Source organism: Aeromonas sp. R7-4 (assembly GCF_040908055.1).
GTDB lineage: Bacteria > Pseudomonadota > Gammaproteobacteria > Enterobacterales > Aeromonadaceae > Aeromonas > Aeromonas sanarellii.
Genome location: NZ_JBFODA010000051.1, coordinates 1 through 21524 on the forward strand (window position 1 = coordinate 1; position 21524 = coordinate 21524).

General features: G+C 64.4%; 19 protein-coding genes and 1 riboswitch. Of the genes, 8 read left to right on the forward strand and 11 right to left on the reverse strand.

Features of this window, described 5'->3' with window-relative positions; all coding sequences use genetic code 11:
* Positions 1-278: transposase (locus AB5Y72_RS13490; RefSeq protein WP_176235144.1), on the reverse strand; the 278-nt coding region annotated here is incomplete at its 3' end.
* Here AB5Y72_RS13490 and AB5Y72_RS13495 point away from each other — a divergent pair.
* Complete coding sequence (locus tag AB5Y72_RS13495) at positions 277-801, forward strand: hypothetical protein (RefSeq protein WP_368199091.1); 525 nt, start codon at positions 277-279, stop codon at positions 799-801. The two genes, AB5Y72_RS13490 and AB5Y72_RS13495, sit on opposite strands and share 2 nt — an antisense overlap.
* 128 nt (positions 802-929) lie before the next feature.
* Here AB5Y72_RS13495 and AB5Y72_RS13500 read toward each other — a convergent pair whose 3' ends face one another.
* From AB5Y72_RS13500 to AB5Y72_RS13520, 5 genes are read right to left on the reverse strand one after another with little or no spacing between them, the layout of a single operon-like run.
* A complete protein-coding gene (locus tag AB5Y72_RS13500; protein ID WP_368199073.1) occupies positions 930-3722 on the reverse strand; it encodes an FAD-binding and (Fe-S)-binding domain-containing protein in 2793 nt (930 codons plus the stop codon).
* The gene (locus AB5Y72_RS13505) at positions 3722-4366 is read right to left on the reverse strand and encodes a lactate utilization protein C (protein ID WP_368199074.1); all 645 of its coding nucleotides are present in this window, start codon (positions 4364-4366) and stop codon (positions 3722-3724) included. The genes AB5Y72_RS13500 and AB5Y72_RS13505 overlap by 1 nt, the downstream gene beginning before the upstream one ends.
* A gap of 1 nt (position 4367) precedes the next feature.
* The gene (locus AB5Y72_RS13510) at positions 4368-5804 is read right to left on the reverse strand and encodes a LutB/LldF family L-lactate oxidation iron-sulfur protein (RefSeq protein WP_368199075.1); all 1437 of its coding nucleotides are present in this window, start codon (positions 5802-5804) and stop codon (positions 4368-4370) included.
* A complete protein-coding gene (locus tag AB5Y72_RS13515) occupies positions 5797-6597 on the reverse strand; it encodes a (Fe-S)-binding protein (RefSeq protein ID WP_084202572.1) in 801 nt (266 codons plus the stop codon). Before AB5Y72_RS13515 ends, AB5Y72_RS13510 begins: the two co-directional genes overlap by 8 nt.
* A gap of 13 nt (positions 6598-6610) precedes the next feature.
* Positions 6611-8308 (reverse strand): L-lactate permease, encoded by a 1698-nt coding sequence (locus AB5Y72_RS13520; protein WP_368199076.1) that lies wholly within the window; start codon positions 8306-8308, stop codon positions 6611-6613.
* A 63-nt stretch (positions 8309-8371) separates the two neighbouring features.
* Here AB5Y72_RS13520 and AB5Y72_RS13525 point away from each other — a divergent pair, with 63 nt between their 5' ends.
* Positions 8372-9349 (forward strand): LysR family transcriptional regulator, encoded by a 978-nt coding sequence (locus AB5Y72_RS13525; RefSeq protein WP_084202571.1) that lies wholly within the window; start codon positions 8372-8374, stop codon positions 9347-9349.
* 24 nt (positions 9350-9373) lie between these two features.
* Here the strand turns inward: AB5Y72_RS13525 and AB5Y72_RS13530 are convergent, their stop codons facing one another.
* A complete protein-coding gene (locus tag AB5Y72_RS13530; protein ID WP_368199077.1) occupies positions 9374-10171 on the reverse strand; it encodes an alpha/beta fold hydrolase in 798 nt (265 codons plus the stop codon).
* A 107-nt stretch (positions 10172-10278) separates the two neighbouring features.
* Here AB5Y72_RS13530 and AB5Y72_RS13535 point away from each other — a divergent pair, with 107 nt between their 5' ends.
* The 3 genes from AB5Y72_RS13535 to AB5Y72_RS13545 are packed head-to-tail and all read left to right on the forward strand — an operon-like array spanning position 10279 to position 11536.
* Positions 10279-10647, forward strand: coding sequence for an MmcQ/YjbR family DNA-binding protein (locus tag AB5Y72_RS13535; protein ID WP_325783138.1), 369 nt, complete (start codon positions 10279-10281; stop codon positions 10645-10647).
* Positions 10644-11189, forward strand: coding sequence for a GNAT family N-acetyltransferase (locus AB5Y72_RS13540; protein WP_325783139.1), 546 nt, complete (start codon positions 10644-10646; stop codon positions 11187-11189). The genes AB5Y72_RS13535 and AB5Y72_RS13540 overlap by 4 nt, the downstream gene beginning before the upstream one ends.
* An 11-nt stretch (positions 11190-11200) precedes the next feature.
* The gene (locus AB5Y72_RS13545; RefSeq protein ID WP_325783140.1) at positions 11201-11536 is read left to right on the forward strand and encodes a DUF3802 family protein; all 336 of its coding nucleotides are present in this window, start codon (positions 11201-11203) and stop codon (positions 11534-11536) included.
* Positions 11537-11839: 303 nt separating this feature from the next.
* On the opposite strand, the gene msrA is transcribed toward AB5Y72_RS13545, so the two are convergent.
* Complete coding sequence (msrA, locus tag AB5Y72_RS13550) at positions 11840-12472, reverse strand: peptide-methionine (S)-S-oxide reductase MsrA (RefSeq protein WP_010674365.1); 633 nt, start codon at positions 12470-12472, stop codon at positions 11840-11842.
* A 252-nt stretch (positions 12473-12724) separates the two neighbouring features.
* On the opposite strand from msrA, the gene argA reads away from it, so the two are divergent.
* Together argA and lysC are read left to right on the forward strand one after the other, a co-directional pair.
* Positions 12725-14053, forward strand: a complete 1329-nt coding sequence (argA, locus tag AB5Y72_RS13555) for an amino-acid N-acetyltransferase (RefSeq protein ID WP_325783141.1) — start codon at positions 12725-12727, stop codon at positions 14051-14053.
* A 106-nt stretch (positions 14054-14159) separates the two neighbouring features.
* Positions 14160-14381, forward strand: a riboswitch (Lysine riboswitch).
* 86 nt (positions 14382-14467) lie between these two features.
* Complete coding sequence (gene lysC / locus AB5Y72_RS13560) at positions 14468-15820, forward strand: lysine-sensitive aspartokinase 3 (RefSeq protein ID WP_325783142.1); 1353 nt, start codon at positions 14468-14470, stop codon at positions 15818-15820.
* Between the two features lie 158 nt (positions 15821-15978).
* Here the strand turns inward: lysC and AB5Y72_RS13565 are convergent, their stop codons facing one another.
* Positions 15979-17061 (reverse strand): hypothetical protein, encoded by a 1083-nt coding sequence (locus AB5Y72_RS13565; protein ID WP_209791745.1) that lies wholly within the window; start codon positions 17059-17061, stop codon positions 15979-15981.
* Positions 17062-17310: 249 nt separating this feature from the next.
* On the opposite strand from AB5Y72_RS13565, the gene AB5Y72_RS13570 reads away from it, so the two are divergent.
* Positions 17311-19572: an LTA synthase family protein gene (locus tag AB5Y72_RS13570; RefSeq protein WP_325783143.1), complete on the forward strand. Its 2262-nt coding sequence runs from the start codon at positions 17311-17313 to the stop codon at positions 19570-19572.
* A gap of 118 nt (positions 19573-19690) precedes the next feature.
* Here the strand turns inward: AB5Y72_RS13570 and AB5Y72_RS13575 are convergent, their stop codons facing one another.
* Together AB5Y72_RS13575 and AB5Y72_RS13580 are read right to left on the reverse strand one after the other, a co-directional pair.
* Positions 19691-20008 (reverse strand): heavy metal-binding domain-containing protein, encoded by a 318-nt coding sequence (locus tag AB5Y72_RS13575; protein WP_042075218.1) that lies wholly within the window; start codon positions 20006-20008, stop codon positions 19691-19693.
* Between the two features lie 158 nt (positions 20009-20166).
* On the reverse strand, positions 20167-21459 hold the full coding sequence (locus AB5Y72_RS13580; RefSeq protein WP_042075216.1) for an NAD(P)/FAD-dependent oxidoreductase: 1293 nt from the start codon (positions 21457-21459) through the stop codon (positions 20167-20169).
* Positions 21460-21524: the final 65 nt, after the last annotated feature.

Sequence of the window (21524 nt, forward strand, 5' to 3'; positions counted from 1 at the left end):
AACCGGGCAAACAGACGCATGGAGGCGATTTCGTACAGAGCATCTTCCATCGCGCCATCGCTCAGGTTGTACCAATGCTGCATGCAGTGAATGCGTAACATGGTTTCCAGCGGATAAGGTCGCCGGCCATTACCAGCCTTGGGGTAAAACGGCTCGATGACTTCCACCATGTTTTGCCATGGCAGAATCTGCTCCATGCGGGACAAGAAAATCTCTTTTCTGGTCTGACGGCGCTTACTGCTGAATTCACTGTCGGCGAAGGTAAGTTGATGACTCATGATGAACCCTGTTCCATGGCTCCAGATGACAAACATGATCTCATATCAGGGACTTGTTCGCACCTTCCCTAAGGGAGGGTCAAGTGATAAAAAAATCATCCTTGAACCAGTCAGAAAAACACCTCTGGATTATGTTTTTTTAATCCTGGCTATAGTTTTGATAACGTTAGCTGGCTTTAACTATTTTAAAGAAAAAGACCTTACAACATCACTTCCAATTGCATTTTTTGCAATAATACCACTGGCTCTATTTAGTCGTCCAAAAAAACCTTCAAACAAATTTTTTACCTGTTCTCGCTGTCGCTGCAATGCTCCGTTTGACAATCGCACCATTCGTGCTTGGAATACGGGCACAATAAAACTCTATTGCTCAAATTGCCATGCTGAATGGTTGAATAACCGAGAAAACACAAGTAATAATTTCCACTCATCATCAAGCCGGGGTAGCGGCTGCCTTGGTGTTCTAGCAATGATGATCGTTATTCCAGTAGGGTTAGTGTCTATTGCATCCTGGCTGAGTTGAACATTACATAATGAGAACTTGGTGTGAAGCAGCTAGCGGCCATAGGCGTTAAAAATAGACGTCAGACTCTTGCTCCTATTTTTCCAACAAAGAAAGCCCCGTCAGAACTTGTTCTGCCGGGGCTTTCTTTATCTCGCCGCCTGATCCACCAGATAAAGGATGCTGTGATAGGGAATGCCGGCGTGCTGGCTGAGCCCCATTTCGCAGGTGCGGCTGTTGCTGAAACCCTGACGGCAATCGCTGGGCACCTGGGCTGGCAGGCTGGCAAGCGCCGCGGCGTTGAGCTCCGGGGTCATCAGCCCCTTGTCGCCGGCAAAGCCGCAGCACTGGATATGCTCAGGGATTATCACCTCACGGGCGCAGGCGCGGGCCACCGCCAGCATCGTCTCCCCCAGCCCCATGCGCCGGCTGCTGCAGGTGATATGGAGCATGACGGTCTCGTCGATGGGGGTCAGCTCAAGGTGGGGTAGCAGGTGTTCCAGCACAAAGGCGGAGGGCTCGAACACCCGAAGCCCCTTGCCGAGCGCCCCCGACAGCAGTCGCTGCACGCAGGGGCTGGTATCGAGCAGCACGGGCCAGCGCCCCTGCTCGCTTGCCTGCCACAGCGCCGCCACCAGCTCACTGCGCTTGGCGGCAGCCACCTCGACCATCCCCTTGCTGTCATAGGGCATGCCGCAGCAGAGCCCCTCAACTCTCACCGGCACTATCACCCGGCAACCCGCCTTCTTGAGCAGGGATAACACCACGTCCGGCAGTGACGGGGCATCCTCCTGCTGGCCGAATACCCGGCTGGCGCACGACGGCAGATAGACCACGGCGCGCTCGATGGATCCATCATTGCTCCCCTCCCCTTGCGACCACCGGTAGCGGCTCGGGCCCGGCAGGGTCGGCAGCCAGGCGGGTGTGCGCTGGCCGCTCAGATGGCGAACCCCGTTCACCAATCCGGCCAGCGCTTTGTCCCCCAACAGCTTGCCGGCAATCCTTTTGAGGCCGAGGGCTCCGCGAGCCGTGCGGGTGACGCCGGCGAAGTGATCGGCGCTCCAGCGGGCGATGGGCACGAAGCGCCGGTATTTGTCAGTGCGCAGCTTCTTGATGAGCGCACCGGTATTGATGCCGACCGGGCAGCGATCGGCGCAGAGCCCGGTGGCGGCGCAGGTGTCGATGCCCTGATAGTCAAACAGCCGGGCCAGCTGGTTGGAGGGCTCATCGGCACGATTGCGGCGGGCCAGTTCGCGGTAAAGCACGATGCGCTGGCGCGGCGAGAGCGACAGGGTGCGCGAGGGGCAGACCGCCTCGCAAAAGCCGCACTCGATGCACGGATCGACGATAGCATCGCTCGCCGGCATGGGCTTGAGGTGGGCCAGATGGGCCTTGGGGTCGTCGTTGATGATGACGCCGGGATTGAGCAGGCCATCGGGGTCGAGCAGCGCCTTGATGCGGCGCATCAGCGCCATCCCCTCCGGCCCCCATTCCAGCTCCACATAGGGGGCCATGTTGCGGCCGGTGCCGTGCTCGGCCTTGAGCGACCCGCCAAAGCGCACGGCGACGAGTTCGGCCACCGCATCCATAAAGGCGCCGTAGCGGGCCACCTGCGCCGGATCCTCGAACCCCTGGGTAAAAACGAAGTGCAGGTTCCCCTCCAGCGCGTGGCCGAAGATGATGGCCTCGTGATACTCAAACTCGTCGAACAGTTGCTGCAGCCCCGCAACCCCTTCGGCCAGACGCTCGATGGGAAAGGCGACATCCTCGATGATGACGGTGGTGCCGGTGGTGCGCACCGCCCCCACCGCCGGGAAGAGCCCCTTGCGAATGGCCCAGAGCCCGGCGCTATCGGTAGTAAAAGGCACAGAGGCGACCTGGGCGAACTCGGCCGCCATGGCCGTCACCTGCTCGCAGCGAGTCACCAGCTCCTCTTTCGATTCCCCATGCACCTCGACAAGCAGGGCGCAGGCAGCCAGGTCCAGCGTCTTGATAAAGTCCGGCAGGCCGGGCTTGCCCGCGACCGAGCGAAGGGAGCGCCCATCCATCAGCTCCACCGCCGCCACCGGCGCACTTTTCAGGCGCGAGGTGGCCAGACAGGCCTGCTCCGCATCCCGAAACACCAGCAGGGCCGAGGCCTTGTGGGGGTATTCGGGCACGGTATCGAGCACCACCTCGGCGATAAAGCCGAGGGTCCCCTCCGAGCCGATCATCAGGTGGGTGAGGATATCGATGGGGTCTTGATGGTCGAGCAGGGCATTGATGGCGTAGCCGGTGGTGTTCTTGAGCCGGTACTTGTGGCGAATTTTGGCGGCAAGCTCGGCGTTCGCCAGCACTTCGGCGCGCAGGGCGGCGAGCCCGGCCAGCAGCTCCGGGCGTCTGGTCGCCAAGGCGGCGCGGCTGTGGGGATCGCTGCTGTCCAGCACGGTGCCATCGGCCAGCAGCAGGGTCATGGCGTGCAGGGTGTGATAGCTGTTGTGGGCGGTGCCGCAGCACATGCCGCTCGCGTTGTTGGCGGCGATGCCGCCCAGCTTGCAGGCGTTGATGGAGGCGGGATCCGGCCCAATCTTGCGGCCCAGAGGCGCCAGATAGCGGTTGGCATCGGCGCCGATCACCCCGGGTTGCAGGGCGATGCGCTTGCCCTCGTCCAGAATGCGGTGGCCGCGCCAGCTATCGGTGAGAGTGATAAGCACCGAATCGCTCAGGGCCTGACCCGAGAGGCTGGTACCGGCGGCGCGAAAGGTGCACGGCAGGTGCAATTCGCGGCACACCCTGAGCACGAAGCGCACTTCATCGAGGGAGTCGAGGCGCACGATGCGCTCGGGCACCAGCCGGTAGAAGCTGGCGTCCGTGCCGTGGGCGAGCCGCAAGTCCGGGTCGCTCACCAGCCGCTCCGGCGGGATACGCGCGAGCACGGCGGCATCAAACTGGTTCCAGCGCATCAGCAATCCTCCACCAGCACCACCAAGAGGCGACTCGGGCCGTGGGCACCGTAGGCCAGGGTCTGCTGGATGTCGGCGGTCTTGGAGGGGCCGGAAACCAGCAACAGGTTGGTGGGCATGGCCTGCTGCCAGCGCCCGGCGTCCACCAGCCCCGCCAGGTTGTCGGCGATGGTGGAGGCCGCCAGCAGGGCGATATGGCAGGGGGGCACCAGGGATAAGGTGCGCGGCTCGCCGCCGTCCGGCAGCAACACCAGCGTCCCGGTATCGGCGATGGCCCCCGCGCAGTGGGTGATCCCCGCCTGACAAACGTCAAACAGCTCGTCTTTCCAGCCGGCGAACTCCCCCGCCGGGGTCAACACAGAGCGCCCGGCGCAGGCGGCCGTGACCTCATCCTGCCAGCGGCCGCCCTGGCCACAGGCCAGACTCGTCACGCCTTCTTCATCCAGCCAGGCGCTCAGATCACGGGCCAGGTTTGCCTGTTGGACAGTGAGGATCTCGGCGTGGCTGGCGGTGATCATGCCAAGAAAGCGCTCACGCCGCGCGTTGTCATCTTCCCCGCGCCAGGGCTGCCAGGCGTGCGGAGCCTGGGCAATGGGGGTAGCGGCGCCGCGCAGGCGGTTCAAGATAGCCTCTTTGCTCGACATCTCAGGACTCCTTCTTCTTCTGGCGCAGCAGGGCGTGCAGGCTCTGGGGGGCGGGTTTGGGGGCCTCGCGGCACTGGGTCCAGGGGCCCAAGTGTTTGGGCATCAAGCCCCGCAGGCGACCGGCCACACCGGTCGCGGCGTGATAGAGGCGCGGATGAGTGGCGGCAAAGGCAAAGCCCTGCATGGCCAGGGTCTCGAGCCGGCTCCTGGCCGCCCCCTGCCCCGCCAGCGGTTCGTGACCGGGCTCTGCGTCGTGTTTGGCCTCCCGGCGCAGGCGCTGCAACATGTCGGGAATGGGGATACGCACCGGGCACACCTCGCCGCAGGCCCCGCACAGGCTCGATGCGGTCACCAGATCGCTCGTGCTTTCCAGCCCCAGCAGGTGGGGGGAGATGATCTTGCCGATGGGGCCCGGGTAGATGGTGCCGTAGGCGTGGCCGCCGATGCGGGTGTAAACCGGGCAGTGGTTCATGCAGGCGCCGCAGCGGATGCACTGCAATGTCTTGCGCAGCTCCTCATCCCGGTAAGCCTGGCTGCGGCCGTTGTCGAGCAGCACCAGGTGCACCTCGTCCGGGCCGTCCAGCTCCCCTGCCCGGCGCGGGCCGCTGATGACGTTGAAGTAGGTGGTGATGGCCTGGCCGGTGGCCGAGCGGGTCAGGGCGCTGTAAAGAGGCGGTACGTCACTGAAAAACTCCACCACCTTCTCGATGCCGGTGATGGCCACGTGCACTTTCGGCACAGTGGTGCACATGCGCCCGTTGCCCTCGTTCTCGACGAGGCACAGGCTGCCAGTCTCGGCCACCGCGAAGTTGACGCCGGAGAGCCCCATGCCGGCGCGGCGAAACTCTTCGCGCAGGGCCCGCCGCCCGGTCTGGATCAGGGCGTCCACGTCCGTGGTGGGGGTAAAGCCTTCCAGGTTGCTTGCGAAGGTGTCGCTCACCTCCTGCTTGTTCTTGTGGATGGCGGGCATGATGATGTGGGACGGGGTGTCGCCGTCGAGCTGGACGATAAACTCCCCCATGTCGCTCTCAAGACAGCGAATGCCGTGGCGCGCCATCTCGTGGTTGAAGCCCACCTCCTCGCTCACCATGGACTTGCCCTTGGCGATGCTGCTCACCCCATGCTGCTGAGCGATGTCGAGGATGATGGCGTTGGCCTCGGCCGGCGTCTGGGCCCAGTGCACCCTGATACCGTTGCGCTCGCAGTTGGCTTCGAGCTGCTCCAGCAGCTCCGGCAAGCGCGAGAGGCAGCGCTGGCGAATTTGCTCGGCCGCATCGCGCACCGCCGCTTCTTCCTGCGGGTCGGCGAAGGCGTCGCGCCGCTTGCCGCGCAGGTAATCCATGGCGCCGCGAAAATTCTGGCGCAGCACGGGGTCGGCCAGGGCCGCCTCGGCCTGGGGGTGGAAGCGGCGCGGCGAATACTTGGCGTGATCACTCATGATGGGCCCCCTGTTTTTGCAGGGCCTGAGCCCCTTGTTTGTCTGATACCGGCTCGCTATGGGCGAGCAGGAAGCTGGCCAGATGGGTGGCGGGGAGCGTCTTGCCCTGATAGGCCAGGGATCCCTTGATGTTCAAGAGGCACCCCCAGTCGGCGCTCACCAGGGTGTCGGCGCCGGTCGCCAGCAGGTGGCGGGTCTTGTCCTCCACCATGGCCTGGCTGATGTGGGGGTGGCGCACCGAGAAGGTGCCGCCAAAACCGCAGCACTCGCTCTCGTAAGCCTGTTCGTGCAGGGTGACGCCGCCCAGTTGCCCCAGCAGGCTGCGGGCCGTGGTGTGCACCTGCATCTCGCGCCGGGCCGAGCAGGAGGTGTGCATGACGATGTTCGCCTCCCCCACGGCGCGCCAGCGCACCCGGCAGACCCGGGCCAGAAACTCGGTGAGCTCGAACACCCGCTCGCAAAACGCCGCCACCTCGGGGCTGTCCGGGAAGAGGCGGCGGTAGTGATGGTGCATCATGCCGCCGCAGGAGCCCGACAGCACCACCACCGGCCAGGGCTCGGGGAAGAGCGCCATCTGACTTTGCGCCACCTTGCGCGCCTCCTCCTCGTGACCCGAGGTGTAGGCCGGCTGCCCGCAGCAGGTCTGTTTCTCGACAAAGTGCACCCTTATCCCTTCCCGCTCGATCAGGGCGATGGCATCGAGCCCCGCCACCGGGTCGAACAGGTCCACCAGACAGGTGGCGTAGAGATAGACATCGGCCGGCTTGGCCGGATAGACCCGCATTACCTTCATCACTTGCTCTCCTTTACTTCAACTGCAGCAGTGCGTCCGAGACGTGGAAGCTGTACATGAGCGCCAGCCCGATAAGGCCGGTGGCCAGCAGGTAGTAGAGGGTCGGCAGCGCCGTCTTGCGCAGCGTCGCCCCCTCGCGCCCCAAGAGGCCCACGGTGGCCGACGCCGCCACCACGTTGTGGATGGCAATCATGTTGCCGGCCGCGGCACCGACCGCCTGCAGCGCCAGCATGGCGGCGGTGGAGACCCCCAGGGTCTGGGCCACCTCGAACTGGAACTGGCTGAACATCATGTTCGACACCGTGTTGGAGCCGGCGATAAAGGCCCCCAGCGCGCCGATAGTGGCGCTCAGGGCCGGGAAGAACTCCCCGACGAGCCCTGCGGCAAAATTCGCAGTGGTCACCGGCATGCTGGCGAGATCCGCCCCGTTGACGCCGGAGTTGATGAAGATGCGCACCATGGGCACGGTGAAGATCAGCACGAAACCGGCGCCGATCAGGGTGCGGCTCGACTCGCTCACGGCGCGGCCGAGGGGCGCCAGGGCTCGGGCTTGAATCAGGGTGGCGAGCAGGGCGCAGAACACCAGCAGGCCCCCCGGCAGGTAGAGCGGCTCAATGGAGGCGCTGACCCCCTTCTCACCCAGCAGATCCGTGAAGGCGAGGCTCACCGACAACAGGCTTGCCTTGAATTCCGGGCTCACCCGGCTCGCCACCAGCAAGAGGGCCAGCGCCACATAGGGGAGCCAGGCCAGCATGAGCGACATGGGGCGGCCGGCAGCCTCTTTGAGATCGAGCTTCAAGGAGCCCAGCCACTCGGCGGGCCACTCTTTCTCGGGGGCGAAATCCCAGGTGTTCTTCGGCACCAGAAAACCGTGGCGCGCCGCCGTCACCACCAGAGCCAGCCCCACCAGGCCGCCGATAAGGGACGGGAACTCGGGGCCGAGCAGCATGCCGGTGAGGGCATAGGGCACGGTGAAGGCGAGCCCGGCGAAAATCGCGAAGGGCAGGATGGAGAGCCCCTCGGTACAGCTGCGGTTGCGGCCGAAGAAGCGGGTCAACATCATCACCATGAGCACCGGCATCAGGGTGCCGACGGTGGCGTGAATGAGGGCCACGTTGGTGGTCACCTGCTGCAGGTAGATGTCCCAGCTGCTGCCGCCGGCGCTCAGGGTGTGGCCGATGGCCTGGTTATCCAGCCCCTTGTTGATGCCCACCAGGATGGGGGTACCCACCGCACCAAACGACACCGGGGTGGACTGGATCATCATGCCGAGCAGCACGGCGGCGAGCGCCGGGAAGCCGATGGCCACCAGCAGGGGGGCGGCGATGGCGGCCGGGGTGCCAAACCCTGAGGCTCCCTCGATAAAGGCACCGAAGCACCAGGCGATGATGATGGCCTGGATGCGCCGGTCCGGCGAGATATTGGTGAAACCGCCGCGGATCGCGGCGATGGCACCGGTGTGTTTCAGGGTGTTGAGCATCAGGATGGCGCCGAACACTATCCAGAGCACGGTCACCGTGATGATGAGCCCCTGCAGGCTGGAGGCGAGCACCCGGGTCGGGCTCATCTGCCAGCCCCAGAGGGCGATGAATACGGTCAGGATAAAGGCGATGGGCATGGCGCGCTTGGCGGGCCAGTTGAGGCCGACCAGCAGCACGGCGGCCACCACGATCGGCGAGAAGGCCACCAGGGCCAACAGGGTGTCTGTCATCATTGCATCCTTGTCCAGAGGTCGTGCGACGGGCGCACCTTGTTGTTGTTTTGTTAAGCGAACGTGACCTTACCCTGTTCCTTTTTCGCGATATATGGAAATAATGAACAACATTCATTCCTAAAATCGACAAATATGGCCAGTACCGACGACCTCATTCTCTTCGCCCAGGTGGTGGAGGCAGGCTCCTTCAGCAAGGTGGCCGAACAAAATTCCCTGACAAATTCAGTGGTTAGCAAACGGATTGGGCGCCTGGAAGAGGAACTCGGGGTGCAGCTGCTCTATCGCACCACCCGCCGGCTGACCCTGAGCGAGGCGGGCAAGGAGCTCTATCAGGGTGCCAAAAATGTGAAGGCCGCCGCACTGGACGCCTTCGATGCGGTGGCGGGATTCGGTGAAAAGGTGAGCGGTCATGTGCGGATGTCGGTGCCCACCATCTCGGGGGAGCTGCTGCTCGCCGACGCCGTGGCCGATTTTTGCCAGCAGCACCCCGGGCTCACGGTGGAGATGTCGCTCGACAACCGCTTCGTCAATCTGGTGGAAGAGGGGTTCGATCTGGTCATTCGCACCGGCTATCTGGATGATTCGAGCCTGATTGCCCGCCACATCCTCGACTCCCAGTGGGTGATCTGCGCTGCCCCCGCCTACGTGCGTCGCTTCGGGGCGCCGCGCGAGCCGTCAGACTTGCTCACCCACAACTGCCTGCGCTACGCCTACCAGAGCACGGGGGCCTCGGAGTGGGCCTTCAAGGGGGAAGATGGCAACTACCTGGTGTCGGTGTCGGGGAGCTTCTCCACTGACAACGCCGGGGCCCTGCGCAAGGCGGCGCTGGGGGGGCGCGGCATCGTCTACGTGCCGCGCTGTCTGGTCTATCACGACCTGATGAACGGAGATCTGGTGGACTTGTTTCCGGACCGGGTGGGCAAGAAGCTCGGGATCTACGCCGTCTACCCCTTCACCCGCCAGCCGCCGCGCAAGATAAGGTTGCTTATCGAGCATATCCGCCAGCGCTACCTCGACATCGCCCACTACTTCGTGTGAGCAGGCTCGCGGCAACGCCTGGAGTCAGGTGGCAGGCTGTGTCCCCGCCTGGTGGGAGAGAAACGCCAGGGACTGGCGGTTGAAGAGCTCCGGCTGCTCCACGTTGCAGACGTGGCCGCACTTCTCGATGATCTCGAGCCGGCTGAAGGGGTCCCGGGCCACCTGCTCGCGCACCGGGGCGAGGAACATGTGATCCTCCTCCCCCATCACGTAGAGGGTGGGAATGGGCAGGGCCCGCTCGCGAAAATAACGCATCAGGGGATTCACCTCGGTGGCGAGGCGGAACCAGCGCTTGAACTCTTTCTGGCACAGCTTTCTGGCCTCGCGCACGAAGAGGTTGCGGGACTCCTGATGGTGCTGGCGCGGCATGATGATGAAGGCGAACAGGCGGTAGAGCCACATGTAGGGCAGGATGTGCTGGCCGAGGCGACCCAGCTGCACCAGCACCCGGGAGCGGATATCGAGGCGCAGGATGGCGCCGCCCAACACCATGCTCTTGACCCGCTCGGGGCAGAGCTCCGCCAGGTGGCGGATGAGAATGGTACCGAGCGAAATGCCGACGAAGTGGGCATGGGGGATGCGCAGGTGATCCAGCAGACGCAGGATGTCCTCGGTCACCGCCCGGAAGCTGTAATGGCCCTTCACCACCTGCTGCAGCTGGTTCGACTGGCCGTGGCCGCGCAAGTCCAGCAACAGCACGTTGAAGTGCTCCCGGTAGGCGCGCAGCTGCTTGAACCAGATGGAGGAGCTGCCGCCCGCTCCGTGCACGAACACCACCCAATCCCGATCGGGACCCAGTTCAAAGGTCTTGTGGTACAACATCTCATGGGCTCCCGGGGTGATGGGGGGTATACTCGCCGCGCATATTAACAGATGGCTCACCCCGGTGAATATGCTTCCTCCATGATCGGACCAGAGCGGAGTCCTCCATGACACTCGTGCAATTGCGTGAATTTTTGCTCAGCCAGCCCGGCGCCACCGAGGACACCCCCTTCGGCCCGGAGATCCTGGTCTATCGCATCGCCGGCAAGATGTTCGCCTTGGTGGACTGGCAGGCCGAGCCCCTTCGCATCAACCTCAAGTGCGAGCCCGAGCTCGCCCTGCTGCTGCGGGAGATCCACCCCGAGGTGAAACCGGGCTGGCACATGAACAAGCAGCACTGGAACACGGTGACCCTGAGCGAGAGCCTGCCGGACGAGCTCTGGCAAGGCTGGATAGCGCACTCCTACCAGCGGGTGGTAGCGGGGCTGCCCAAGGCCAAGCGGCCACAGGCACCGACCGGCGACCCCACGCCATGAGCCCCTCCTTCCCGGCACAAGGAGCTGGCCCGTTTCGCATGGTGCCCCTCGCCGAGCACCATGTCCCCGCGCTGCTGACCCTGTTCGAGCAGTCGGTGCGCCGCCTGGGCCCGGAGCACTACAGCCAGGAGCAGGTGGAGCAATGGGCCAGGGGGGCCCAGCACCCTGGCCTCGCCAGCCAGTTGCGCGAGCACCACGGCTGGGTCGTCGAACGGGGGGAGACGCCCCTTGGCTTCGCCACCCTGAGCGATGACGGCCACCTCAGCCTGCTCTACGTGAGCGCGGATCATCAGCGCCAGGGGATCGGCACCCTGCTGCTGGAGGCGGTGCTCGAGCACGCCGTCCGGCTGGGACTGCGTCTCCTGACCACGGAGGCGAGCGCCTTCAGCCTCGCCCTGTTCCTGCGCCACGGCTTCGAGCTGGCAGGAGTGGAGACGGTGGACCGTGGCGGCGTCCGTTTTATCCGCCATCGCCTCTACTGCCGCTTGCCAAGCGGGGGCCAGCCACTAAAATACCCACCATTTCCCCAAGGCATTGAATAAAGGGCGACCATATGGTGGTAGAGAGCGACGGTTACATTGCGCTGATCGAGTATCTGGTAGAGAGTCTGGGTCTGTTCGAGAGCCAGCAGCAGGGCAGCGGCACCCAGACCATAGAGGATCTGGTGAGCAGCCGGGTGGCCGACAACCTGATGGCCATCTGCGAGCAGAATCCCCAGCTCGACCCCAAGGTGCGCTTCATGATCATGCAGGAGGCCGATGCCGTGGTGGCCGACCTGGAAGAGGTGCTCTCCGCCGTCTGGTTGTCCGCCCCCAGCGAAGCCCAGCAAGCCTTCCTCATCGAGTTCATCGACCTCATCAAGAACCTGTTCGACAGCACAATCGGCTGACCCCGCCCCTGCCGTGACGGCAAGGGGACGAGATGCAATGAGGCGAGGAGTGAGGCGGGACGCCCAATGAAAAGGGCCGCCTCATCGGGCAGCCCTGCTTGCTAGCATTGTCAATTCATCGCGCTTGTCAGAGTAATGAATTTCGGGGCAAAAAAATGTGTCTGGTCTTGGCAACCATCCGTGGTCGCTACCCTGTTGGTCAGCCAGGGTTCAGTTTAGTTCCCCACCTGACGCATTTTTTTCAATTATTTTTCATCACAATGACACGGGGGCCTGATGGCCCCCGTGGTATGCAATGACGCCTCAGCGATTCAGGCTGGGAGGCAGGCAGACGCCGATGCCCCCCAGGCCGCAATACCCCTCGGGATTCTTCTCCAGATATTGCTGGTGATAATCCTCGGCGTAATAGAAGGGGGCAAGCGGCAGGATGCGGGTGGTGATGGTGCGCCCGTCACCGCTCGCCGTCATGGCCTGCTGGTAGGCGGCCAGGCTCTGCTGGGCAATCGCCTCCTGGGTGTCGTCCCCGACGAAGATGACGGAGCGATACTGGGTGCCGATGTCGCCACCCTGGCGCATCCCCTGGGCCGGATCATGGTGTTCCCAGAACAGCTTGACGAGATCCCCATAGCTGATGACCTTGGGATCGAACACCACCTGCACCGTCTCGGCGTGGCCGGTCAGGCCGCTGCACACCTCCTTGTAGGTGGGATTGGGGGTCAGCCCCCCCTGATACCCGGCGGCGGTGGAATAGACCCCGGGCTGCTGCCAGAACAGACGCTCCACCCCCCAGAAACAGCCCATGCCGAACCAGGCAAGCTCCATCCCCTCGGGCCAGGGCCCCTGGGTCGGGTGGCCGTTGACTGCGTGCACCTGGCCAATCTCCAGCGCTTCCCGCCGTCCCGGCAGCGCCTCTGCCGGTGAAATAATCTGCTCCATATGCCCTGTCCTTGTATAAAACCCCGCGCAATGCGGCTGACGAAAAGGAACACCGAAGATATCAGGTTATTAGCCCGGATCAACCAGGGAGCGGCCCCCGGGGCGACCCTCCCGCCCTCGCCTGCGTCTTCCCCTCCCCACCCACACTGGTCAAAATGGCGACAAAAAAACATCAAGTCGATATTTAGTCTTGATTTGTGAATTTATTTTCATATATTGGGCGAATTGCTGCTTTTTTATGGAATGAAACACGTGCGTGAACGCGAACCCAGCCTGGTCCATGCCTTTCGGCAATCCACCCCCTATGTCAATGTGCACCGGGGGGCCACCTTCGTCCTGATGATCGGCGGGGAAGCCATTTGTCACCCCAATTTCGCCAACATCGTCAGCGACATCGCCCTGCTGCAGACCTTGGGGATCCGCCTGGTACTGGTGTTTGGTTCGCGTCCGCAAAATGACGAGGCCCTGGCCCGTGCCGGCATCCAGGCCCAGTATCACAAGCGGATCCGGGTCACCGACGACGCCAGTTTCGCCATCATCAAGCAGGTGTGCGGCGGTCTGCAATACGACATCACCGCCCAGCTCTCCATGGGCCTCGCCAACACCCCCATGCAGGGGGCCCGCATCAGCGTGGTGAGCGGCAACTTCGTCACCGCCCAGCCGCTGGGTGTGGATGACGGCATCGACTTCTGCCACAGCGGCCGGGTGCGTCGCATCGATGTGGAGGGGATCACCCGCCAGCTGGATCAGCACGGCCTGGTGCTCATCTCCCCCATCGGCTGCTCGGTCACCGGCGAGAGCTTCAACCTGAGCTCGGAAGAGGTAGCCCGCCGGGTGGCGGTGGATCTGAAAGCGGACAAGCTCATCTGCTTCAGCAGCACCCAGGGGGTCATGGACAGACACGGAGAGGCCATCTCCGAGCTCTTCCCCGAGCAGGCCGAGGAGCTGCTGGCGGGGCTGGAGCAGGCGGGGGAAGAGATGTCCGGCACCGCCCGCTACCTGCGCGCGGCCATCGCCTCCTGCCGGGGCGGCGTGCCCCGCTCCCACCTGGTGAGCTATCAGGATGACGGCGCCATGCTGCAGGAGCTGTTCAGCCGCGAGGGCCTCGGCACCCAGATAGTGCGCGAAAGCGCCGAGCGGGCGCGGGCCGCCACCATAGAGGACATCGGCGGCATCCTGGATCTCATCCGCCCCCTGGAGGAGGAAGGCATACTGGTGCGCCGCTCCCGGGAGCAGCTGGAGATGGAGATAGACAAGTTCACCATCATAGAGCGCGACGGCCTCATCATCGGCTGCGCCGCCCTCTACTGCTTCATGGAAGAAGCCATGGCCGAGATGGCCTGCGTCGCCATTCACCCGGAGTACCGCAACTCCAACCGGGGCGACACCCTGATCGCCAAGGTGGCCGAGCGGGCCAAGCGGCTCGGCATCCGCCGCCTGTTCGTGCTCACTACCCGCTCCATCCACTGGTTCCGGGAGCGGGGCTTCGATCCCCTGGAGGTGGAGGATCTGCCGGTGGCGCGCCAGCGCCTCTACAACTGGCAGCGCCGCTCCAAGGTTTTGTCCAAAACCATTTCGTAACTTGTTGATCTTGTGTCTGGTTGCCGTCAATTGTGTACTTTTTTACAAACTCGATTGACAGTGCAATCCAGTGCAGGGTATTTGTACATGCACGCCACCCCAGGGTGGCACCAGAAGAGGAGCGCTGCCCAGGCAGCCCAAGGGAGGACACCAGCGTCCTGCGAACTTGGGTCAGGGGGAGCAGCGCCGAGACGAGGCGAGTGACTGGACACCGCCACGTCGGCTGCGGGGGCTGAATCCCCCGGGTTGTCATCGGTCGTGTGCATCCCACAGGCATCCAGCAGGATCCTTGCGGGATGGGCACCACGGGTGGAGTGCTTCTGGCCGGGATCCTCACGTTTTCCTGCCATTTTTTGCCTCCTCCTCTCTTTTGCCCGATGAAACCGGATTTTCACCTTGAGACAGGAGTATGCAATGAACCTCATCAACGTCGCCAAGTTTGGCGGAACCAGCGTCGCCGATGCCGCGGCCATGAACCACTGCGCCGACGTGGTGCTGGCCAATCCGGCGACCCGGGTGGTGGTGCTGAGCGCCAGCGCCGGCGTCACCAACCTGCTGGTGAGCCTGGCCCAGGGCGAACTGGACGAAGCCGGGCAGGACGCCCTGCTCGACAAGCTGACCGGGATCCAGCAGGCTATCCTGACCGCGCTCGGCAACCCGAGCGACGTGAGCGCCCTCATTCACGCCCAGCTCGGCGACATCCGCACCATGGCGCGCCAGGCCTGCCAGCACACCGACGCCGAGCTTGCGGACAGGCTCATCGCCTGCGGCGAGCTGATGTCCACCCGGCTGTTCACCGAGCTGCTGCACCAGCGCGGCGTCAAGGCCCAGTGGCAGGATGCGCGCCAGCTGCTGCGCACCGACAGCCGCTTTGGCAAGGCCACCGTGGATCTCGCCGCGACCCGCGCGCTCTGCCAAGCCACGCTGGGCCCCCTGCTGGGTGACCACCTCGTCATCACCCAGGGCTTCATCGGTGCCGATGGCGACGGCCGTACCACCACCCTCGGCCGCGGCGGCTCCGACTACAGCGCGGCCCTGCTCGCCGAGGCGCTGGACGCAGGCAGCATAGAGATCTGGACCGACGTCCCCGGCATCTACACCACGGATCCGCGCCTGGTCACCCGGGCCCGCCCCATCCCCGAGATCAGCTTCGTGGAGGCGGCGGAGATGGCCACCTTCGGCGCCAAGGTGCTGCACCCGGCCACCCTGCAACCGGCCCTGCGCCAGGACATCCCGGTGTTCGTCGGCTCCGCCAGGGATCCGGCCGCCGGCGGCACCTGGATCCGCGCCAGCACCAGCACCAATCCCCTGTTCCGGGCCGTGGCCCTGCGCCGCCAGCAGGTGCTGGTCACCCTGCACAGCCTCAACATGTTCCACGCCTACGGCTTCCTGGCCGAGGTGTTCGGCATCCTGGCCCGCCACCGCATCTCGGTGGATCTCATCACCACCTCCGAGGTGAGCGTGTCGCTGACCCTGGATCACACCGGCAGCCAGAGCAACGGCGAACCCATCCTCAATGACAAGGTGCTGGCGGAGCTCGGCCAGCTGTGCAAGGTGGAGGTGGAGACCGGCTTCGCCCTGGTGGCCCTCATCGGCAACCGCATGAGCGAGGCGGCCGGAGTGGGCAGCCAGGTGTTCGACGCCATCCGCGAGCACAACATCCGGATGATCTGCTACGGCGCCAGCGCCCACAATCTCTGCTTCCTGGTGAAAGAGGACGAGGCGGGCCACATCGTCAACTGCCTGCACCGGGAGCTGCTCGACTGAGCAACGCTCTTCTCCTGGCCTGTACAAACCTGGCAGGCCCCCTGCATCCCTCGCGGGAGCAGGGGCTTGAGGGACATCCATCCTCCCTCTCTGGAGTCACCACGAGACCGACAACAAAGAGGGGCGCCGCGGCGCCCCTCTTGTCGTGCAGGTATGCCCTAGGATCGCGCGGGCGGCAGCAGGTTGGCCCGGATCTGCTCGCGCAGCCCCCCCAGCCGCTGCAACAGACCGGCCTGACCGAGCCCGGCCTCATCGTGCTCCAGGTTCTCGGCAAGCGCCGGGAAGTGATCCCGCACCGCCAGCTCCAGCCAGTCGAGGCGGCGCAGGGTGAGCGGGCCGCAGCTCTTGCCGCTGAGATCGTCCTGGATGTCGAGCCGGTGGCTGCGGTACATGTCGCGCCACCAGTTGGCCGCCAGCGCCTCGTCGCTTGCCAGCGCCGCACTCCACTCCCCCACCAGCCCCTGCATGCGGGCCAGCACGGGAGCGCTCGCTCCCTCCCGTGACAGGTATTGCAGCTCCCCCTTCGCCCAGGCGAGGCAGAGCTCGCGCCAGTGGCGAAACAGCGGCAGGGGGTCGGCCACATCCAGCCAGAGCCCGGAGAGGGTGCGGGTCTCGAGCCGCTCCGGCACGTGGAAGCCGGGATCGGTGAGGCCGTTGGAGTTGAATTCGTGCAGGGGATCGAAGGGCCACATGTAGCCAAAGTCGAACACCGAGATCTGCTGGCCGTCGTCGAGCAGGTTGCCCGGGCTCGGATCCCAGTCAAACCAGCCCCAGCGTGCCAGCTCGGCCTCCACCGCCAGCATCTGCGCCAGGTTGCGCTTGCAGAGCTCGCGCACCGGCTCGCCCCGCAGCCAGGGGGAGACCAGCACCCCGGCCCGGGCTGAGCCGAAGCTGGTACAGACCACGTTGGAGAGGATGGTGGGGTGCAATTCCCGCAGGGACTCTATCTCCCGGCGGCGCTCCAGCTCGGTGAGAAAGGCAGTCTTGCCGTCCACATTGGCCACCAGGGAGTCCTGCCGGCACCGTTTCAGGCACCAGTGATGCCCCTCCACCTTGAGATGAAACACCTCGGCGGTGAGTCCGTGGCCATAGGCCCTGATCACCGCCGGGTGATCCTCGGTCAGCCTGATGAGCTGGGCCAGCGGCAAGGGACAGTCCCGCTCCCGCCCGATCCGGATCTCTTCTTTGTTCTCCAGCATCTGGAGCAACCTGGCCTGACGCGCCGCAACCTTGGGATTCATACATGTACCTCCAACCGTTGCTCTGAGACTAAACAGCGGTACGGCGGCAGACCAGCGGCAAAGCCCCATGATGACGCTTTCATCACAGAATGAGCCCCCCTGGCGGATCGGGATCACATTTTGCAAGTCACGGTCGTCACGAAATATTCATCCCCTTGCCATTGAATTGACATCGAGGAACAAGCCCCTCACCATCTGGTCAAAATAGATGCAGCGTTGCTGCCGTGCCCGCTCCAAGGATGAGCCCCTATGAATGCCCCCGTCTCCGGTCACTACCCCTCCCCGTCCCGGCCCCTGGCCGGATGGCTGCTTGGGGGACTGACCGCCCTGCTGCTGCTGACCCTGGCCCTGCCGCTGCTCAACCCCGTAGGTTGGCTCGGACGGGCGCAACCGCTGATCCTGGGGCCCGCGGATCAGCCCATCGCCACCCTCTCCCGCTACAGCCTGCTCTACAAGAGCGACAGCCGTGGCCTCTATCTGGTGGTACGCAGCCAGTGGCAGTTGCTCAAACCGCTGCAGGAGGGGGACAAGGTGCGGGTGGAGCTGCTCAACGACAGGGGTGTTCGCATCGATCAGCTGAGCCAGGCGGCAGAGAAGCGCCAGAAGTGCCGCCAGGAGCGCTGCACCCTGGATCTCAACAGTGCGCTGCGGGCGCCGGATGATGCCCTGGACAGCCGCTATCAGCTGCGCATCGGCCTCTTGCTGAAAGATCGGCCGCAGAGCGGGGAGTACAGCCAGATCCTGCAGACCCTGCCGGAACGCGGCTTCAACCTGACCTATCTGATGACCAGCCTGCTGCTGGTGCTGCTGATGAGCGCCGCCATGCTCAGGGTGTTGATGCCGCGGCTGCGCCGCAGCTACCGCTCGCGGATCCTCGGCAGCCTGCTGCTCGGCAACCTCACCTTCGTGCTGCTGCACGGCTTCGTGGTGTTCAAGCTGGGGGAGTTTCTGTTCTGGTCCGGTTTTCGGCCTGAACACTACTATCTCGCCTGGGGCAGCATGGTGCTGGGCTGGAGCCTGTGCGCCCTGGCGGGCTTCAACCTCTACATGGGGCTGGTCTTTACCGCCCTCTCAGGCATAGGCCTGCTGGCGAACTTCATGAAGATCGCCATCTACGGGGTGCCGCTGGGGGGGGACGATCTCGGCAATCTGCTGGCCCTGCTCCACATCCTGCTGGATCAACACCCGGTGCTGCCGATGCTGGCCGTGCTGGGGCTCTTGTTCCTGTGCTGGCGCTTCGCCCTGTCCCGCTGGATCCTGCGCACGGCCGCCGCCACCGCCGCCTTCTTCGCCCTGTGCGTGTTCGCCACCCAGACCGGCAACAAGCTGCTCGGGGCCAACATCCGCTACGTCGACAGGGTGGTGAACTACCACAGGGACATCATCCGTGCCGGTCCCGGCCTCTACCTGTTCAACCTGGTGGACGAGATGCTGCAAAGCGGCAACGTCTTTCGCTACCCCCTGCAGATCAACGAGCGCACTCCCGAGCTCAGCCAGCCGGTCCTGGGCCAGCCACCGCGCTTCGATCTGGTGATAGTGCTGCAATACGAGTCGCTCTGGCTCGATTGGCAGGGCAAGATCTGCGCCCCCGCCCCCACCCTGAACCTGCCCGCCGGGGTGGCGCAGTGGCACAAGACCATCCACTCCCCCACCACGGGGGGCATGACGGTGCTGGCGGAGTTCGAGATGAACACCGGGCTGCCGGCGGGCCTGCTCAAGCAGGGGGTGGTGCCCTACTACTACCTGTCAAACCAGGTGCCCGGGCTGGCCCAGAGCGCGAAGCAGAGCGGCTACCAGACCCTGTTCGCCCACCCCTATGTGGAGAAGTTCTGGGGCCGTGCCAAGGCGATCCCGTCGCTCGGCTACGAGGAGCGCTGGTTCGACACCCGCTTCACCAGCCTGGAGCACAAGGGGCTCTATATCTCGGACGATGCCCTCATCGATCACCTGCTGAAACGCACGGCGCAGGACGACGGGCCCCTCTTCGCCTACGCGGTCACCATGCAGGGGCACGGCCCCTTCGACGGGGATCGCTATCGGGCCCAGCAGATCGATCGGGCCTGCCCGGATCAGAGCCCGGCGGAGCGGCAGTTGCTCAACACCTACTACACCGGGGTGGTGGATGCCATGGCCTCCCTGGAGCGGCTGCTCAAGACGCTCGATCGCTCCGGCAAGCGCTACCTGGTGGTAGCCTTCGGGGATCACCAACCCTTCCTGATGTCGGCGGGCAAGGGCATCCACGGCGCCAAGCCGCCCCGGGATGCCCCCTACCAGATCCCCATGATGGCCTTCACCCGCGCCGATGAGGGGCTCGATCTCGCCCGCCAGTTCGCCCCGGTGCGCCAGCTCTACCAGATGGGTCAGGCCACCCGAGCGCTGCTGGCGGGGGACTTCACCCCCATAGAGGACAAGCCCCTGCTGCACCCTGTGCTCGGGGAGGAGAAGGGCTTCGACCCCTCCCCCCTGGTGCCGCAGATCCGCGCCAGCTTCCGGGCCGATGCCTTGCCCTAACCCTTCTCCCGCAAGGGGAGAAGGGACCATCGCCTCATACCATCAGGGCGTCGCGCCCGCAAAAAAGCCGATCTCAGGATCGGCTCGGGGCGCTGGCTGGCAAGGGGTGAAAACGGGCTCACACCACCACGGCGGTGCCGCTGATGCTGACCATCAGCATGCTGCCGTTCTGGCCCACCACCTCGTAGTCGATGTCGATGCCGACCACGGCGTTGGCCCCCAGGGCGGCGGCACGCTCCCTGAGCTCCTCGAAGGCGATCTCCCGGGCCCGGGCCAGCTCCTTTTCATAGGCGCCGGAGCGACCGCCGATGATGTCGCGGATGCCTGCGAACAGATCCTTGAAGATGTTGGCGCCGAGGATGGCTTCGCCCACGACGATGCCGCGGTACTCGCGAATGCTCTTGCCTTCCAGGGTGGGGGTGGTTGAGAGGATCATCTTGCGCTCCTTGGGGTGAAAACGGGTTTCAGACTACCCCAAACCGTCGCCAAGGGACATCCCCCTGCCGCGCCACTTCGGAATCTGCCGCACCGCTTCGGCCATAAAAAAGGAGAGGCCTGGCCTCTCCTTCTGATCTGAGTGTCTACCAATACCGCTCAGTGCAGCTTCATGCTCGGGCGCAGCACCCGGTTGATGCGGCCCACCAGCATGATGAGGCCGGTCTTGATGTAGCCGTGCAGGGCCACCTGGTGCATCCGGTACAGGGAGATGTAGACGAGGCGGGCGATGTAGCCCTCCACCATCATGGAGCCCCGCATCAGGTTGCCCATCAGGCTGCCCACGGTGGAGAAGCGGCTCAAGGAGACCAGGGAGCCGTGATCGTGGTAGCGGTAGGGCTTCATCTCGCCGCCGTTCATCTTGGCCAGGATGTTCTTGAACGCCTGGGTCGCCATCTGGTGGGCGGACTGGGCGCGCGGCGGCACGAACTTGCCGTCCGGTTGCGGGCAGGCGGCGCAGTCGCCGATGACGAAGATGTTCTCGTCGCGGGTGGTCTGCAGGGTCTCGTGCACCACCAGCTGGTTGATGCGGTTGGTCTCGAGGCCCGCGATCTCCTTCATGAAGTCCGGCGCCTTGATGCCCGCGGCCCACACCATGAGGTCTGCTTCAATCAGCTCCCCATCCTTGGTGTGCAGACCCTCGGCGGTCGCTTCGGTGATCATGGTGGCGGTGCGCACGTCCACGCCCAGTTTCACCAGCTCCTGGTGGGCGGAGCCGCTGATGCGCTCCGGCAGGGCCGGCAGGATGCGGGGGCCCGCTTCCACCAGGGTCACCTTGAGGCTGTCGGTGGTGAGATTCTTGAAGCCGTAGGCATAGAGCTGCTCCACCGCGTTGTAGAGCTCGGCGGAGAGTTCGACGCCGGTGGCGCCGCCGCCGACGATGGCGATCTTCACCTTGTCACCGGGCTGGTATTCGGTGGCGAACTGCAGGAAGCGGTTCATCATGCTGTTGTAGAAGCGGTGCGCCTGGGAGGGGCTGTCCAGGAAGATGCAGTGATCCTTGATGCCCTTGGTGTTGAAGTCGTTGGAGACGGAGCCGATGGCCATCACCAGGATGTCGTAAGGGACTTCCCGCTCGTTGACCACCAGGGCGCCACTGTCGTCGTGGATGGGGGCCAGCACGATGCGTTTCTCGTCGCGCTTGATGTCGGTCAGGCTGCCGAGCTGGAATTCGAAGCCGTGGTTCTTGGCGTGGGACTGGTAGCTCAGGGCGTCGATGCCCGCGTCCATGGAGCCGGTGGCCACTTCGTGCAGCAGGGGTTTCCACAGGTGGGTGCGGTTGCGATCCACCAGGGTGACCTTGGCCTTGTTCTTCTTGCCCAGCTTGCGACCCAGGCTGGTCGCAAGCTCGAGACCGCCGGCGCCACCGCCTACAACGACAATATTCATCATGATGATTTTCCTTGGTTCCTCAAAACGAAAGGGAGCCATTGGCTCCCTAAAACGAAATCGGTTGA